12 protein-coding genes are annotated in these 16,471 nt (G+C 60.8%); 10 read left to right on the top strand and 2 right to left on the bottom strand.

Annotated features, from left to right (window positions below; translation table 11 throughout):
* Positions 1 to 72: 72 nt before the first annotated feature.
* The 7 genes from ACQR1W_RS25285 (at position 73) to ACQR1W_RS25255 (ending at position 10,738) form a co-directional block, all read left to right on the top strand.
* Entirely contained in the window at positions 73 to 2,190 is a 2,118-nt protein-coding gene (locus tag ACQR1W_RS25285; protein ID WP_434853335.1) for an ABC transporter permease, read from the top strand.
* Positions 2,187 to 3,281: a hypothetical protein gene (locus ACQR1W_RS25280; protein ID WP_434853334.1), complete on the top strand. Its 1,095-nt coding sequence runs from the start codon at positions 2,187 to 2,189 to the stop codon at positions 3,279 to 3,281. The genes ACQR1W_RS25285 and ACQR1W_RS25280 overlap by 4 nt, the downstream gene beginning before the upstream one ends.
* Positions 3,278 to 4,774, top strand: a complete 1,497-nt coding sequence (locus ACQR1W_RS25275) for a sugar ABC transporter ATP-binding protein (RefSeq protein WP_434853333.1) — start codon at positions 3,278 to 3,280, stop codon at positions 4,772 to 4,774. Before ACQR1W_RS25280 ends, ACQR1W_RS25275 begins: the two co-directional genes overlap by 4 nt.
* A 1,081-nt stretch (positions 4,775 to 5,855) precedes the next feature.
* A complete protein-coding gene (locus ACQR1W_RS25270; RefSeq protein ID WP_434853462.1) occupies positions 5,856 to 7,463 on the top strand; it encodes a glycosyltransferase family 39 protein in 1,608 nt (535 codons plus the stop codon).
* A gap of 185 nt (positions 7,464 to 7,648) precedes the next feature.
* Positions 7,649 to 7,981 (top strand): hypothetical protein, encoded by a 333-nt coding sequence (locus ACQR1W_RS25265; RefSeq protein ID WP_434853332.1) that lies wholly within the window; start codon positions 7,649 to 7,651, stop codon positions 7,979 to 7,981.
* A gap of 631 nt (positions 7,982 to 8,612) precedes the next feature.
* Complete coding sequence (locus tag ACQR1W_RS25260) at positions 8,613 to 9,284, top strand: response regulator (RefSeq protein ID WP_008968789.1); 672 nt, start codon at positions 8,613 to 8,615, stop codon at positions 9,282 to 9,284.
* On the top strand, positions 9,284 to 10,738 hold the full coding sequence (locus ACQR1W_RS25255) for a sensor histidine kinase (protein WP_434853331.1): 1,455 nt from the start codon (positions 9,284 to 9,286) through the stop codon (positions 10,736 to 10,738). Before ACQR1W_RS25260 ends, ACQR1W_RS25255 begins: the two co-directional genes overlap by 1 nt.
* A gap of 72 nt (positions 10,739 to 10,810) precedes the next feature.
* Here the strand turns inward: ACQR1W_RS25255 and ACQR1W_RS25250 are convergent, their stop codons facing one another.
* Entirely contained in the window at positions 10,811 to 11,980 is a 1,170-nt protein-coding gene (locus ACQR1W_RS25250; RefSeq protein ID WP_434853330.1) for an acyl-CoA desaturase, read from the bottom strand.
* Positions 11,981 to 13,052: 1,072 nt separating this feature from the next.
* Here ACQR1W_RS25250 and ACQR1W_RS25245 point away from each other — a divergent pair.
* Positions 13,053 to 13,844 (top strand): hypothetical protein, encoded by a 792-nt coding sequence (locus tag ACQR1W_RS25245; RefSeq protein ID WP_434853329.1) that lies wholly within the window; start codon positions 13,053 to 13,055, stop codon positions 13,842 to 13,844.
* Between the two features lie 149 nt (positions 13,845 to 13,993).
* Here the strand turns inward: ACQR1W_RS25245 and ACQR1W_RS25240 are convergent, their stop codons facing one another.
* Positions 13,994 to 14,917 carry a LysR substrate-binding domain-containing protein gene (locus ACQR1W_RS25240; RefSeq protein WP_434853328.1) on the bottom strand — a complete coding sequence of 308 codons (924 nt, stop codon included), beginning with the start codon at positions 14,915 to 14,917 and terminating at the stop codon, positions 13,994 to 13,996.
* Between the two features lie 105 nt (positions 14,918 to 15,022).
* On the opposite strand from ACQR1W_RS25240, the gene ACQR1W_RS25235 reads away from it, so the two are divergent.
* Both ACQR1W_RS25235 and ACQR1W_RS25230 read left to right on the top strand, forming a co-directional pair.
* A complete protein-coding gene (locus ACQR1W_RS25235) occupies positions 15,023 to 15,349 on the top strand; it encodes a Dabb family protein (protein ID WP_434853327.1) in 327 nt (108 codons plus the stop codon).
* A complete protein-coding gene (locus ACQR1W_RS25230; protein WP_434853326.1) occupies positions 15,346 to 16,413 on the top strand; it encodes a maleylacetate reductase in 1,068 nt (355 codons plus the stop codon). The genes ACQR1W_RS25235 and ACQR1W_RS25230 overlap by 4 nt, the downstream gene beginning before the upstream one ends.
* The last annotated feature ends 58 nt before the right edge of the window (positions 16,414 to 16,471 follow it).

Here is a 16,471-nt window from a genome sequence, read left to right as displayed (position 1 = left end):
ACGCCGGAGCGCGTTCCGTTTGCAGCGGAGCGCGCTCCATCTATGCAATCGGGAATGATCCACGGAAGGCAGATGCGCGAGACACTGACCAGGCTGCGCTATCGATACTGGCCGGACCATCTCCTCGGCGAGGTCCTGTCCAAGAGATGGACCGAAACCGCCGTTCCGGTGATCCTGCTGCTGATCGTCGGCTTCGCACTCAGTCGGTCGCTCGAGCACTTCCTGTCGCCGTCCAGCCTCGCCGACACGGCGCGGCAGGCAGGCGAGATCGGCTTCATCGGACTGGGAATGGGGCTCGTCGTCATCGCCGGCGGCATCGACCTGTCGGTTGGCTCCATGTTTGCGCTCACCGACTTCTGTGCGCTTTACCTGCTTGATGTGCTGGAATGGCCCGTTCCCGCCGTGATTATCGCGACCATGGTCGTCGGCGGGTTGCTGGGCGCCGTAAATGGCCTGCTGATCGGATATCTCAGGCTTCGCGCCTTCATCACCACGCTGATCACCTTGATCATCTACCGCTCGGCGTTCGATCTCCTGATCCAGCGCTATTCGAACGCCATCGCATCGGCGTTTCCCGATATTCCCTCATGGAATTTCATCGGCGGCGGAGACGTGCTCGGGGTGCCGAGCGTGGCGCTGGTGTACATCGTGGTCGCCATCTTCGGTCATATCTTCCTGACGCGGTTGCGGCCGGGCTGGCACATTACGGCGATCGGCGGATCGCGCCGCTCCGCCTATAACTCCGGCATTCCGGTGCGGCGAACGATCGCGCTGTGCTATGTCGCGAGCGGCGTGTTGACGAGCATCGGGGCCCTGTTCTTTGCCGCGCGTCTGGGCACGGTCGGAGGCGACATCGGCGTCGGCCTCGAGGTGATCGTTCTGACCGCCACCGTTCTCGGCGGCATCACGCTCGGCGGCGGCAAGGGCTCAGTCGTCAAATCGCTGGTCGGCGTGCTGGTCGTGCTTCTGATTACCAACGGCCTGACGGCGATGAACGCGCGCGGCGGCGTCAACCGAATGGCGCTCGCCAGCATCCTGCTGGCGGCCGCGATGATCGACATCCGCTGGCAGAAGAATCGCACCCGCATCATCAGCAAGGTCTATGTCGCACCGACCTACCATGCGCTGCCCCCACCACCTCCGACCGAAATCGGCCAAGGCGGACCGTTCGAGCAAAACGACAAGCTCCGTAACGTCTCGCTGATCGGGCTCGGGCGGATCGAGGCGCCCGAGGACGTCATCCTCGACCGCAACGACGTGCTTTATGCCGGATCGCGTCACGGCGACATCATCCGGTTCTTCCCGCCCGATTACGAGCGCATGGAGGTCTTCGCCCATATCGGCGGCCAGCCGCTCGGCATGGCGTTCGACCGGCAGGACAATCTCTACGTCTGCATCGGCGGCATGGGCCTCTATCGCATCACGCCCGACGGCATCGTGCAGAAGGCCACGGACGAGACCAACCGCAGCCTATATTCAGTGAACGACGACAGCCGCCTGCGGCTCGCTGACGATCTCGACATCACCGATGACGGGCTGATCTTCTTCTCCGAGGCGACGGTGCGCTACGAGATGGACGAATGGCCGGTCGACGGACTGGAAGCGCGCGGCAACGGCCGCATCATCTGCTACGACACCAAGACCGGCGCGACGCACACCGCATTGCGCGGATTGAAATTCCCGAACGGCGTCGCCGTCGCGAGCGACGGGCAGTCGATCCTGTTTGCCGAGACTTTCGGCTGCTCCATCAAGCGCTATTGGTTTGCCGGCCCCAGGAAGGGGGCCGTCGAGATCGTGATGGACAACCTGCCCGGCTATCCCGACAACATCAATCTCGCTTCCGACGGCAATTACTGGCTGGCGCTGGTCGGCATGCGCAGCCCATCGCTGGATCTGGCTTGGAAGATGCCCGGCTTTCGCCGGCGCATGGCCAAGCGGGTGCCGATCGACGAATGGTTGTTTCCAAACATCAACACAGGTTGTGTCGTCAAGTTCAACGAGCAGGGCAAGATCCTGGAATCCTTTTGGGACCTCAAGGGCGTCAACCATCCGATGATCACGTCGATGCGCGAGCACCGCGGCTATCTCTATCTCGGTGGCATCGCCAATAACCGGATCGGCCGCTTCAAGCTGGAGAATGCCGATCCCGACTTCGTGCACTACGACAAGCGCTGGAGGAAGCCGTCGTGATCGCCACCATCAGCGAGCTCGCCAACCGCTTTCTCGGCCGCGGCGATGCGACCATCACTGTGCCATCGTTCGACGGGGCCTTGAAGCCGAATCAGTTGCTCGAGCAGGCCGAGACGCTGCTCGCATGCGACGCGCCGGAAGATCTTGCGGTCGACGGCGACGCGCTGCTGATCGCCGACGGGCTGAGGCTGGTGCGTTTAGCGGGATCGTCGCCGGCCGAGATCCGAACATTCGAGCGGCCGATCTCCGCGCTCGCGATGCTTCCCGCTGGAGGATTGGCAGTGGCGCTCGGCGGAACGGAGGTTCGCGTCTACGACGACATCAAAGCCGGCACGCCAACGTCGGTGTTTACGGGTGATCTGAACGCCGTCAACGCGCTCGCGCCCGCAGCCGATGGTACGCTGATTGCGACTGACGGCTCGACGGTGCGGGGTTTCAGCGACTGGGCCCGTGACCTGATGGAGCTCGGCGCCACCGGACGCGTGTTCCAACTCGATCCAAAGACACACACAACGAAGCAGCTCGCCAGCGGTCTTGGCTACGCCTTCGGCGCTGTTGCAGACGGCGGCGACGTGCTCGTCAGCGAGAGCTGGCGGCACCGCCTGATCGCGATCGCACCGGACGGGACCCGAAAAACCGTGCTCGGCCGCCTGCCCGTCTATCCGTCGCGACTTACACCGGCCGGCGGCGGAGGATTCTGGCTGACGGCGTTCATCGCCCGCACGCAGCTCGTCGAGTTCGTGCTGCGCGAGAGCGCTTTCCGACGCCGCATGATTACGGAGATCGAGCCGGACTATTGGGTGGCGCCGCGACTCAGCTCCGGCCATTCTTTCAAGGAGCCGCTGCAGGGCGCGCATATCAAGACCATGGGAATCATGAAGCCCTGGGCCCCACCGCGGTCGTATGGTCTCGTCATCCGCCTCGCCGCCGACGGCTCGCCGCGCTATTCGCTGCACAGCCGCGCCGACGGGGTCAATCACGGCGTCGTCGCCGCCGTCGAGTTCGGCCGGGACCTCGTCATGATCGCCAAAGGACCGGGACGCGTCCTCAAGTTGCCGCTTGCGAACCTGGATGAAGGGATCCGCGCATGAGCGAGGTCATTCTGTCGCTGTCGAAGGCAACCAAGCTCTATGCCGGCGTGCCGGCGATCGAGAGCGTCGACTTCGAGCTGCGGCGCGGCGAGATCCACGCTCTGGTCGGCGAGAACGGTGCAGGCAAATCGACGCTGACAAAGGTGATGGCCGGAGTCGTGACATTGACATCGGGCGCCATGACCGTGGACGGCGTCACGGTCGCACCGAAGACGCCGCTCGAGGCGCGTCAGCTCGGGATTGCGATGGTGTTCCAGGAGAACAGCCTCGTGCCAACCATGACCGTGGCGCAAAACCTGTTCCTAGGCCAGGAGCAGCTCTACAACCGCCTCCGCGGCATCTACATCGCCGCCCAGCAGTTCCTGCAATCGCTCAACTTCGATGTGACGCCGACGGCGACGGTCAGCGGCCTTGGTGCGGCCAAGAAGCAGATGGTCGAGATCGCTCGCGCCGTGCTGCACAAGGCCAAAGTCATCATCTTTGACGAACCCACGGCGACGCTGACGCCGGAGGAGAAGAAATATTTCTTCGATCTGGTACGAGATCTCAAAAAGCGCGGCGTGTCGATCGTTTTCATCTCGCACGCGCTGGAGGAGGCACTGCTGCTGGCCGACCGCATCACCGTGCTTCGCGACGGCAAGCATGTCGTGACCGACGATGTGTCGAAGTTCGATCGCACGCGCATCGTCCAGGCGATGGTCGGGCGCGATCTCTCCAACACGCTTTACGGCGCGCGCAAGGACAAGGTGCGCACCGCAGGACGGCGCGTGCTGTCGGTGCAGAATCTGAAGATGGCGCCGATGGTCAAGAACAACTCGCTCTCGGTGTTCGCCGGCCAGATCACCGGGGTGTTCGGCCTGGTCGGCGCCGGCCGAACCGAGACCTTCAAGATCGTGTCGGGCGTCATGAAGCGCGACTTCTTTCATGGCGGCGAGATCCTGCTCAACGACAACCCGGTACGCTACCGCGCGCCTGCGCCGGCCGTGAGGGACGGCATCGCCTACGTGACCGAAGACCGCAAGGTCGAGGGCTTCTTCGAGACCGCCTCGATCGCACGCAACATCTATCTCGGCCTGCTCGCCAAGTTCCCGTCCGGACGGGCCTGGCTGTCGCGACGGGAGAGCAATGCGGTCGGAAAGACCTGGATCGAGCGCCTGAAGGTCCGCGCCACTGGCGACGACATCAAGGTAGTGGAGCTCTCGGGCGGCAATCAGCAGAAGATCGTCATTGCCAAATCGCTGATCCAGGATCCGGAGCTGATCATCTTCGACGAGCCGACACGCGGCGTCGACGTCGGTGCGATCGTCGAGATTCACGAACTGATCAACCGGCTGGCCGACGACGGCAAGGCTGTCGTTGTGATCTCCTCCTATCTACCGGAGATCATGGCGTTGTCGGATCGGATCCTCGTCTCCCGACAGGGCAAGGTCGTCGAGGAATTCTCTGCGCTCGAAGCGACAGAGGAAAAGATCATGTACGCGGCCATCCACTGATCGGCCGCCAAGAAACAATTGGAACTTTTGGGCGCACCTCTCGCGGGAAAGCCGGCCTGGCCGCCGTAATCGGACAGCCAATGCACTGGGCGCTTGCCGCGAACCGGCAGGCATCAATCGACGTAATCTGAGGTCCCCGCCTCCGCGCCTCCTCTAGAGTTGAATCCCGAGATTAGCGGGACCAGACTTCACATGGACACAATTCCCGCTGCAGGCCGTCCGGGAGTCACGGGGGCTGGGAGACGCGCCCGAACGGCCTGCTCACCGGGCGATGCACCGCGTGGGACTACGGTGCTGCCCGAGGTCGAATCTGGTGAGTTGCGATCCGCCGCGCGTACCCCAACTGAGCTGAACCCAGAGGGCTCATGGCCACGGCAGCCTTAGCCGCCGCTTGCTACGCAAGCCCCCCATGCGTTGTGGCGGAGGGGACTAGCTTCGACGCCGCCCGAAGTACCGAAGGCAACCTCTCCGATGAGGGCTGCGGCAATCAATCGGCTATCGCAAGAGTGAGCCTCCTCGGGTGACAAAGTCCAAGTCACATCGGCGCTGCAACCACAATAGCCGCGAACTTCTCTATGCCCCTACAGTCCGTCACTCTTATCTGATCTCGCCTACCTACATTACCGATAGATTACGGCCGTCGCTGGCGAGACTCAGGGCGCGCTGCAATCGAACAAAGGCTGCCCGACTGCCTTATCAGCTCATTTTTGGAATGGTTCATTCAGGCGACCGTTCACACCGTATTTGACTGCCTGAAATTCCCTTAGAACATTGGTGTGATGCTCGCCCACATCCAGCGCCCAGACTATTGCACGTAAGCCTCTGGTAAGCGTTTGCACACAAATCCAGTCGGACCACCGCCCGAGAGGCGCTGTCGAAGGCAGCAAAGCGGGCACACGATCAAGGCCCATGACGATCAAGTGCGAACATATCGCCATGGCGCTCGAGCCAACCTCAAGCGCGGTTCTATCATTTCGGAGGGTCTTTGGGCCCGATCGGGTCGATGCACACCGCTACCGTCTTTGTCCCTACCCTCGTGTCCCCAGTGAACGATATGCCGGCAGTTTTTCCGTTCTCCGTCATGGCCAAACGGTCGGATCGCTGCCCCGCGCGATGGCGTCGGCCTTTCATACCATGGCTGGAGGGTGTCGAAGCGGGTTGGTCGGTGCCCCTTCTACTCCTCTGCTTTGTCGCTGTTTGGACCGTCGGCTTGTCGATTGCCTATCTCGGCGCCGGCCTGCATCCTGATGTGCTCGAGACCTGGACCCTGGGCCGACACTTTGCATGGGGCTACGTCAAGCATCCGCCGCTGATGGGTTGGGTCACGGGCGCCTGGAGTTCGATCTTTCCTCCTACCAACTGGTCGCTCCAGTTCATGGCAATGTCGAACGCTGCGCTGGCGCTCTGGTTTGTCGATCTCATCTCGAAACAGTTCGTGACCGGGCATAAGCGATTGATTGTACTGCTCCTGCTCATGTTAACTCCTGCGTATCAGTTCCACGCCCAACGCTTCAATGCCAATGCCGTCCTGCTGGCGACCTGGCCACTCGCGACTTTTTGCTTTCTGCGGGCCTTCGAAACAAGGACCACGCGCTGGGCAATTGCGGCCGGATTTGCCGCCGCGGTGGCGATGTTGGGGAAATATTACTCTATCTTCCTGGTGGCCAGTTTTGCCCTGGCTGCCTTGGCTCATCCCTTGCGGCGCACATATTTCACGACGGCTTCACCTTGGATCTCAGCAGCGACCGGGCTCATTACGCTCTCGCCGCATATCTACTGGCTCGCAAAAACCGGAGCGCCGCCGTTCTCCTATGCACTGGCACACACTGGCGCTGATCTACAGACGTCGCTTCGGGATGTCATCTCCTTCCTGGCGGGACTAGCGGCCGCGATGAGTGTCTCCGCCATCGTCTGGGTGATGATTTCCGGTGACCGCCTCAAGCGCTTTGGCCAGGATTTTTCCGCGATGAACTCAGGCCTCCGACTGCTTTTTTATGTCGCACTCGGGACGATCGCCCTGCCCGTCTGCACATCGCTCGCGATCGGCACCGATTTGCCATCCCTGTGGGCCTTGCAGGGGCTATTCCTGTTCGCCATTCTCATCGTGTGCAGCACACGCTATCGCATTGAGCGATTCCACACTGTCAACGCGACGGTCCTTGTGGCATGCATCGCTGCGGTAGCGGTCGTGATCGCCGCTCCGCTCCATGCGCTGTATCGTAACAGCTACGGTTATATGGAGGGGCGCACCTTCTACCGCGAGGCCGCGAATGAACTTACCCGCCAGTGGCACGCGCTGACGGGAATTCTACTTGAGGTTGTCAGCGGCAACGACAGCCTTGGATTTGTCGCCGCTTTTTACAGTCCTGACCATCCGCAATATACGCAAGATTTCGCCGACGGCTCCGGATGGGAATTGCCCAACAAGACGGCTATGGAGCGCGGCTGGGCAGCCCTCTGTTTCCAGGACCAGGCCGACTGCCTTGATTGGATGCGGCAGACGACGGCGCGGGCGGGGAACTTCGAGTTCGTCAGCCACGTATTCGCCGTTCAATCGGACTTGTTAGGCCTGCCCGGGCTCAAGCGCAATGTTGTTGCATTGTTTGCGATGCGACGTCGTGGCGCAGCAAGGGCTCTCCAAACTCAAGACGGGAAGCTTACCGACCAGAAAACGCCTTTGCCCTATTGATTAGACGCCGCGCGTTCTGCTTCCGCCGTAGCAATGCGCCAGGGCTTGGTGGAAACAACCGCGGCGCCTGACCAAGGCAAGCGTGCAAAGCCTGAGGATATCGGAGATCGGCAACGTAATCCTATCGCAATGCTGCGAGGCCAGATTGCCCTGCATCGTACGACCAATTCCGGAAGGAGCATCCCATGAATAAGCCAGTCGTGATCGCGGCGGCGGCACTCATCGCTGTTGCATCGTTCTCACCGACAGGAGCGAAAGCCGGTGACGGTGGCGCCATCGCAGCAGGCGTGATTGGCGGGCTCGCCGTTGGCGCACTGGCCGGCTCTGCCATTGCGAATTCCCGTCGCGCGCCAGCCTATGTCTATGATGATGACCACGTCTATGTTCCGGCGTATCGGCGACGGGTACGCGTGTATCGCTACTACGAGGTTCCGAGCTATTCAGGCTATGAGTATCCGGGTTACGACTATTCGAACGGCTATCACGACGGGTACTACGATGCCTCATCCGGATGGTAAACCTTGACGTTGCATCTGGCGGCTGAATGCAGACGGCGCAGGCTTCAACAGAGGACAGCGCCGTCTGCGATGCGCTTGTAATGTCACGCGTGATGTCGACGTTTCGGACCCCAAAAAAAGACAAGCTCTCGAATTTGGAGCTTCTTGCGCCGCCTTCTCAACGCGGCCAACGGCTGCGCGCTCATGCTGGCATAGCGTTGGTCGCGGGACCCGACACGCCCGTGGATTGACGATCTAGATATTTGGCTCCAAGACTTGCTCGCCCTATTCCGAACGTTCGCCCGGCGTTCGGGAAGGTGTCGCGATCTCAATTCCGGAGAAATGGCGTGCCTCTCCGATAGGCCGTTGTCGTGCGCCGCACGAATATGCGATCCGCCGCGATACTCAACTCACCCTAGCCAGGTCTCTCGAACATCCACAGTTTATAACGGGGCGCCCAGCAACCTAGCGGGGTACGTGCCCCGGCCGCCATTGGCCCGTTCAAGAGGCCGCAATAGGCAACGATCACCAGAAAATGAACATGTTATCAATATGTTATCGAATAGCACAACTTCGGTCCCGGCTCGTAATCCTATTGCAATGTACCGGTAATGATTGGAGTTATGATTTTGAGAGGCCTTAGGAGAAGATGGTGCGGGTTCTGGTCGTGGAGGATGATCCCCAACTGGGGCCCTGGCTTCGGGATGCGCTCGCGGCCGCCTTTGGCTCGTCCGACATGGTCACAACGCTCGACGAAGGTCGGGCTGCGGTTGCTGTGCGGAACTTCGACCTCGTCGTGATCGATAGAGGCCTTCCGGATGGCGACGGACTGGCGCTGCTCCCCGATCTGAGACAGCAGAAACCGAGCCCCGCGACGATCGTGCTGACGTCGCTCGACGATCCGATCGACATCGCCCGCGCGCTCGACGACGGGGCCGATGATTATGTTCCCAAGCCGTTCGAACCGATTGAACTGCTGGCGAGAGCGAAGGCCGTGCTGCGGCGTCTCTTTCTTGACAAGGGTGCCGTCGTGAACATCGGAAATCTGAGCTATGACATCGTCAATCGCGTCGTCTGCATCGACCAGCATCCCATTGTTGTTCCTCGGCGCGAGCTCGCGATTTTGGAGGCCATGGTTCGACGGACCGGACGCGTCGTGTTGCGCGAAACGCTCGAGCTTGCGGCCTATGGCTTTGAGGACGAAATCCAGTCGAACGCGATCGAGGCACATGTCTCCCGACTGCGCCGTCGTCTTCGCGAAGCCAATTGCAAGATTGCAATCCGCCCCGTCCGTGGCCTTGGATATCTGTTGAGCGGCGAATAATGAGTTTGAAGTTTCAAATGCTTAGACGCCTTCGTCGCTCGATCACGGTATTGTCCGCAACTCTCATCGGAGTTGTGACGACCATCATGCTGTTGTGCGCAGCCGCTTTGCTCATTCGACTTGGCGGTGATGACGATGGCACTTGGGGAGCCGCCGACGTCGCTGACGCCCTGAAAGAGGCGATCGTACGTAGCGTGCAGGGTCAGTTGATGGTCAAACAGACCAAGCGGCTCGACAAGATCATTCGCGACTTTCCAGCGTTCTGGTACGTTGTGTCCGATAAGAGTGGAGAAGTCAGTTTTGGCCCAATACCAAAATGGCGCCCACAGAAGACTCCCATGTCGCAGCCGGGAACAAGTTTCCTTGCTTATGCGGTCGATGGTCAGACCAGAAACATCAAGAAGATGGTGGCTGTTAGAGACACGCCCGCCGGCGAAGTCTGGATCGAGACAGGGGGTGTCGCCTACACTGCAACACAGCTCATGATTGGGACGCTGACCGATGCGACGTTTGTCGCGCTTCCGATCCTCATCGTTCTCGTCGCGACGGCGTTCACGGCTCTGGTCTTTGTACCGACTCTGATCGCCCGTCCGGTCCGCGCGGTCGCGACCGCGGCCGAGATGATCGACGGTGTTCCTGACGGTCGCCGGTTGCCGGAACAAGACGCGCCGGCGGAACTGCTACCGCTAATAGCGGCCTTTAATCGAGCGTTGTCGCGAATTGATCGTGCATCAAACGCGCAACGAGCGTTCTTATCCAACGCGGCTCACGAGCTGCGAACTCCTCTCACCAACACGCGCACCACGCTAGAACAGGTCGCGGATCCCGAGCTTCGCACCAAGCTCATTGCCGAAAACCAGAAGCTCTCATCAATTGTCACCATGCTCCTTCAGTTGGCGCGCATCTCGATCGAGCCCGCCGAACGTACAGACATAGAACTTGTGGCGCTCGCGCGCCGAGTTGCGGCCGATCACGTGCCCATGGCTTTGAAAAGCGGAAGTGAAATCGCTTTCACTGACCCAGGTTACGCAGTCTGGGTGCGTGGTTCGGAAGCGGCGATCGCCGTTGCGCTTTCCAACTTGATCCGAAACGCTGTGCTTCACGCGGGGACAAGCGGCCCTATTCTCGTCACGGTCACGCCCTCGGGGCAATTGAGTGTGATCGATACTGGACCAGGTATGAAGGTTAGCCAACCAGACCTTCTACTTGAGCCGTTCAGGCGTGGAGACACCAGAGCCGAGGGGGTTGGTCTCGGTCTTTCCATCGTTTCCCAGGTGATGGTTACTCACAATGGCAGTGTCGCGATCTGCGAGACACCAGGTGGCGGAACGACTATCAAATTGACTTTTCCGACCATTGCCGGTCAAACGCCGGATTTGGCGTACGACAATTCGAATATGGTCGCTCAAACATTGACCGAAGTCCAGACAACCGACCCCATTTCGGCTGCTTGATGGCTGTTGAACTGGTGATGAAAGCGAACGTTGCGGCCCGGCGACTGTTGGGAATTTGCTAAAAGGGCATCATCAGTCCCACGGGGGCGGCTGAACTCCGCCAGATTGCGCCCGATCTAAGCTGTCGTCCGCTTCCGAAGACGTGCGCCTTCGCGTGTCACGAGCCTGCGCGATCGTATTTGGCGGTCGGCCAGTCACCTTGGACATAACCAGCGGACTCGGCCCCACAACATCGGTCGCGAGACCGAGCTTCTCGAACAAGCGAATGGTCAACCACGTCGTGTCCAACTCCCACCATTTGTGACCATGACGAGCCGAGCGGGGATCCGCATGGTGATTGTTGTGCCAGCCTTCACCGTGGGCCAGCACGCCGATGATGATGTTGTTCCGGCTATCCTCGTCTGTCTGGTAGTTTCGGTATCCCCAGAGGTGGGCCACAGAATTCACCGCCCAGGTCTGGTGCCATACAACGACCGTCCGTACGAACACGCCCCAGATCAGAAGACTAGTCCCGAATTTGACAGCGTCCATCACGGCGCCACCTATGGCCACTTCAGCAAGGAAACCCGCGCCGAAGAACACTGCCCACTGCAAGAGAATAATCTCGAGCTGGAGCCAATCGCGCTCCAGCGCCGCGTAGAATGGGTCTCGCAGAATATCCTTGGCGTATCGGTCGTAGATCTTGAGTCGCCTCAGATCGGGGTTCTTCAGCACGAGCCAGCCGACATGGCTCCAGAGAAAATTGACCAGAGGACTGTGCGGATCGCACTGTTCGTCCGTGTGCTGATGATGGAGGCGGTGTACGGCGACCCAACGGGCCGGCGTGTCCTGCACGCAGCAAATAGCAACGACCGCGAGCACGTGTTCGAACCACTTCGGACATTTGAAGCCACGATGGGTGAGCAGACGGTGGTAGCAGATGTTGATACCCAGCAATCCCATCACCCGCGCAGCGACGATTGCGAGGATGACCCCGGTCCAGCTAAAGGTCCACGGTACAAAAGCGATCAGCGCCAGGAGGTGGCCGACGAGAATGGAGATAGCCACCGGCCAGTCGATGCGGTGTATGACGACGCCCGCGGGCAGCGGTAGGCGAACGGTCGTTTCAGCGTTAGCGCGGCTGGCAGAGGACGGCTTGACGGCTTTCGGAACGGCTACGCGGTCTGTTCTCATTTCGAGCGGCAACGTGCTGTTTACAAGGGGGCTGGTCCAGGTGATGCAAGGGATCAGGTCATCGATCACGACCGAGCCGCTTCGAAGCCGGCTCCTCGATAGATCGCCCGCTCCTTTGCGCGGGCCTCCATATTTGTGGGTTCGATATTCGCCGGTGGCTCGCTATCGAGGAGCATCTCAACCATATCATTCCCACAGATCACCACCGCACCGTCTGGTGGGCTTTGGCGCTGCCGACTTGTACCAACCTACGCTCGAACGATCCGCTTTTCTGCACCGGCCGCGCCAATAGAGTGCTGCATGTCAAAACGAACAATGCGGTGAAGAACAGCGATAGGGCATCATTGGTTGTGAACCGGGGTCGGATCTTCATACGACGAGCCTTGATGATGATGCGGCGGTCAAACGCCGATGTTTCCTGATTCCTCGAACCCATCTCCCGATTGATCGATCAACATTACCGACAAATTACCACCGATGCCGAACCGGTGATTGTCACACTGCACCCATGAGGCTTCGTCTCGCGAAGTCGGATATGATGCTTAAGTTCGCGCTGCGCGCGTGTCACCTTCCGGAACCGAGATCCGAATCTCATGCGACAGCAGCACAGGAACAACCTCGCTGCTCTCCGCCCCGCCCTTCGCATGAAACCACGGGAATAGCGGTCGGTCGATCACGCGGATTCACGCCGTAACGGCCCATGACGCTTAATTTGATAGAGACGAGAGTCCCAGAATAGAAGTCGATTAGCTGACAGTGCGCGCCTGGCAAGAACTCGCATCAAGTTTTTTTCATATCCAACAAGGTCAGCGCCACGCGTCGTGGCTCGGGTCTTTTTCGTTATCAAACATCGATCGGATGTTGTCCTTTGACGAGGCGAGTTCTCTTCAGCGATCCAAGGGGGTCGTGGCCTCTCGACGATCGCTTACCGCGATGACGGCATGAGCGGATAGCACGGCCCGAATCGGCTCTTCGTCGGACCGTGCTCAAACGGCAACCGTGCTTGTTGTACCGGTGCGCGCAATGATGGATGCGCGCGTCTGCCTCGGGCTTATGACCTAAATGCCCCTCTCGACACGACCTGTGGTTGTTTGGTAGTATTTGGGGGCCGCAACGCTGATAAGTAAACGAGGGGTTAACAATGGTTGCGATCGCCACGGCCAACTCTTACAGCGCCATCGCGTCACTGCTTGCTGATACAACGTCTGTTCGCGTATCTGGAGCATCTGGCGAGCAATCATCCGCGTACCCGAACGCACCGTCGACCAGCAATCCCCCTCAGGACACTGTGGACCTTTCCGCACATGCGAAGGCAATCTTGGCACGTACCCAGGCTGAGCAGGTCGCTGCGGACAAGTTGATTGCCCAGGTGAGAGCAGCCCGTAATGGCAGCACCAAGACCGATGGCTCGGCCAACGTGTCCGGCGATCACACCTCGATATTCGAGCAATTGAGCGGTCATGCACAGCAAGCAAGCTCGAGCGCCGCCTCGTTCCTCGATGACCGCGGAGCTTATCAGCAATCGCAGCAAGCGGCCCACACGCAGGCCGACGGAACGATCCAGAGCTGGAGCACGTCCGCCAGCAACGTGCTCAGTGTGCCCTCCACGCCGCAAGAAATTGACCAGTGGTATCAGACGCAAGGGCCCAAAATGTTGGCGCTTGCGCAGGCTTTCCCGGATTCCATGCCGGGCCTTGCTGAGGCGATCAAAAACCATACGGTCTCATTCACCGATGCCCGCGACATTGCCGGATTGAACTTCCACAACTCTTTCACCTTCCAGGGCGGCGAAGGTGGCTCTTCCGGCAGTTCGCAAACGTCGTTCAATTCCTCGCTGGCCATGTTCCAGGATCCAAACGTCCACTATCAGATCATGGACAACGGAACCGTTCTGTCTTGGCCGACCTCCTCTGCTCAGCAAGCGAGCGCATAATAACTAGCGCCGCATGCTAACGGTGGCCAGTGCTGGCCCACCTTCATCTTTTCCGGCCAGCCAGTGACATCGGTTCGGACCGGAACTGATAGTTGGTGCTCCGACGATGGATCGCGTATTGCCACAGGGAACTACGAGAGTTCGACGTTCTATTTTGGCGGCTCAATCCAGATTCCCGGAGCGGAATGTGCGCCGATATGCTCGACCAGAAAGTCCGCAAACACCCTGATCTTGGCCGGCAGTCGGACGCGGTTCTGATAGGCGATGTTCATCGTCAGCAGCGGCAGCTCCCAGTCAAGAAGGATCGGCACGAGCTTGCCGGCAAGGATGTCGGCCTGCACGATGTAGAGCGGCTGGATCAGTATCCCGAGACCCGCAAGGGCAGCCCCCCTGATCACCTGGCCGTCGTTGCTGTCGAGCGTCGGTGCGATTCGAATCGTCTGGACCTCGTTGCCGCTGCGCAAGGACAATGAATAGGGATCGTTGGCAAGATTGTAGATCAGCATGTCGTGCCGCACGAGATCGGCCGGCAGAATGGGGCGACCACGGCTGGCGAGATAGGACGGAGCCGCCGCCAGCACGCGCCGCATCTGCCCGATGCGGCGGACGACAATGCTGGAGTCGGGTTCGTGCTCGCGCGTGCGGATCGCCACGTCGATCCCTGCCTCGATGAAATCGGGGTAGCGATTGGCGGCGATGATCTGCACGTTCAGTTTTGGATACACAGCGCGGAAGGCCGGCAGCATCGGCGCGAGATAGATGGTCGCAAAAGAGAGCGAGCTCGTGACGCGCAACATCCCCTGCGGCGACAGCGCGCGGTCGCTCGCCGCGTCTTCGGCTTCGGCCAGCTCGTTGAGCAGCGCGCTGCAGCGCTGGAGGAACTGCTGCCCGGCTTCGGTCAGCCACAGCCGTCGCGTGTTGCGCTCGATCAGGCGAACGGCCAGCCTCTCCTCCAGCGCGCTGAGATGCCGGCTCGCTGCCGCGTTCGACATCCGCAAGGCTTCCGCCGCCTTGGACAGGCTGCCGAGTTCGGCCGTTCTGGCGAATACCTCGAGCTGCAGCAAGCGGTCCATTTTTACGTATACCGGAAAAGAGAGTTACATTTTTTGACCTTTATTTCCGTTTCACGCAAGGCAAAATCGCCCACAAGAACTCGGACAGGCGAGGACGCACGGGGAATGTCGGGGCCGATCAGGCACATCGTGATGTGGCGGCTGCGGGCAGAAACGCCTGCCGAGCGCACCACTGCCCGCCTCAAGGTGAAGACCCTGTTCGAGGGCCTGAAAGGCCGGATCGACGGCCTGACCCACATCGAGGTCGGTCTCGATGTCAGCGATGTCGACTATGCCTGCGATGTCGTCCTCGTGTCCGAATTCACCAGCAGCGCCGCGCTGAGGGCCTATGCGTCCCATCCCGAGCACCTTCGCGTGCGCGAGGAGCTCGGCGACATCAGGATCGGCCGTTTCCAGGTCGATTATCCCATCAGAGCCGAGACGGGCGCATGATCGGCGGGTTCACGTTCGAAGCTCTGCCCTGCCGCGTCGTGTTCGGCAGCGGCACGCTGAGCGCGGCAGGCGCGGAAATCGAGCGGCTCGGCAGCAGACGCGCACTGGTGCTGACCACGCCACATCAGGAGGCAGAGGGCGCCAGGCTCGGCGCCGCGCTGGGACCGCTCTATGCGGGCCTGTTCCCGGGCGCGACCATGCACACACCGGTCGACGTGACCGAGCGCGCGCTCGCGGCGATGAGGGCGAGCGCGGCCGATTGCGTCGTCTCCCTGGGTGGCGGATCGACCACCGGTCTCGGCAAGGCTTTGGCCTTGCGGACCGGCATCAATCAGCTATGCATCCCAACCACCTATGCCGGCTCCGAGATGACGCCGATCCTCGGCCAGACCGAGAATGGGCTGAAGACCACTCTGCGCGACGTCGCTGTGCTGCCGGAGACGGTGATCTACGACGTCGACCTGACGCTCACCTTGCCGGTCGGGCTGACTGTTTCCTCAGGGATGAACGCGATCGCGCATGCCGCGGAGGCGCTGTATGCACGCGACAGCAATCCGGTGACGTCGTTGATGGCGGAAGAAGGCATCCGCGCGCTTGCCCACGCCCTGCCCGCGATCGTCGCCACCCCCAATGACCGGGAGGCGCGGACCGAGGCGCTGTATGGCGCCTGGCTATGCGGCGTATGCCTCGGCAATGTCGGCATGGCGCTGCACCACAAGCTTTGTCATGCACTCGGCGGCACGTTCGATCTGCCACATTCCGAAACGCATACCATCGTGCTGCCGCACGCACTTAACTACAATCGCCCTGCGGCCCCCGCGGCGATGGCGCGCATAGCCCGCGCCGTCGGTGCCGATGACGCGGCACAAGGACTTTATGACCTCGCCAGGCGGCTGAATGCCAAGCTCGCGCTACGCGACATCGGCATGCCCGAGAGCGGCATCGAGCAGGCGGCAGACCTTGCCGTGACCAATGCCTATTGGAATCCGCGGCCGCTCGAGCGCGACGCCCTCCGCGATCTGATCGCACGGGCGTGGGCGGGCGAACGGCCGGCGCGAGCATGAAGGGAATCGAACATGCGCCGGGCTGAGACCGACTCATCGCTGCTGTCCGGGCTCGGCG

Source organism: Bradyrhizobium sp. HKCCYLS1011 (assembly GCF_051167795.1).
Lineage (GTDB): Bacteria > Pseudomonadota > Alphaproteobacteria > Rhizobiales > Xanthobacteraceae > Bradyrhizobium.
Note: the sequence above shows the minus strand (reverse complement) of the source record. Positions and strands in the feature narration are given on the sequence as shown.

What these genes read in the sequence shown, in the direction of transcription:
- ACQR1W_RS25285 (WP_434853335.1), top strand. Translation starts at nt 73, where the DNA reads ATGCGCGAGACACTGACCAGGCTGCGCTATCGATACTGGCCGGACCAT.
- ACQR1W_RS25265 (WP_434853332.1), top strand. Translation starts at nt 7,649, where the DNA reads ATGAATAAGCCAGTCGTGATCGCGGCGGCGGCACTCATCGCTGTTGCA.
- ACQR1W_RS25230 (WP_434853326.1), top strand. Translation starts at nt 15,346, where the DNA reads ATGATCGGCGGGTTCACGTTCGAAGCTCTGCCCTGCCGCGTCGTGTTC.
- ACQR1W_RS25275 (WP_434853333.1), top strand. Translation starts at nt 3,278, where the DNA reads ATGAGCGAGGTCATTCTGTCGCTGTCGAAGGCAACCAAGCTCTATGCC.
- ACQR1W_RS25245 (WP_434853329.1), top strand. Translation starts at nt 13,053, where the DNA reads ATGGTTGCGATCGCCACGGCCAACTCTTACAGCGCCATCGCGTCACTG.
- ACQR1W_RS25270 (WP_434853462.1), top strand. Translation starts at nt 5,856, where the DNA reads ATGGCCAAACGGTCGGATCGCTGCCCCGCGCGATGGCGTCGGCCTTTC.
- ACQR1W_RS25240 (WP_434853328.1), bottom strand. Translation starts at nt 14,917, where the DNA reads ATGGACCGCTTGCTGCAGCTCGAGGTATTCGCCAGAACGGCCGAACTC.
- ACQR1W_RS25235 (WP_434853327.1), top strand. Translation starts at nt 15,023, where the DNA reads ATGTCGGGGCCGATCAGGCACATCGTGATGTGGCGGCTGCGGGCAGAA.
- ACQR1W_RS25255 (WP_434853331.1), top strand. Translation starts at nt 9,284, where the DNA reads ATGAGTTTGAAGTTTCAAATGCTTAGACGCCTTCGTCGCTCGATCACG.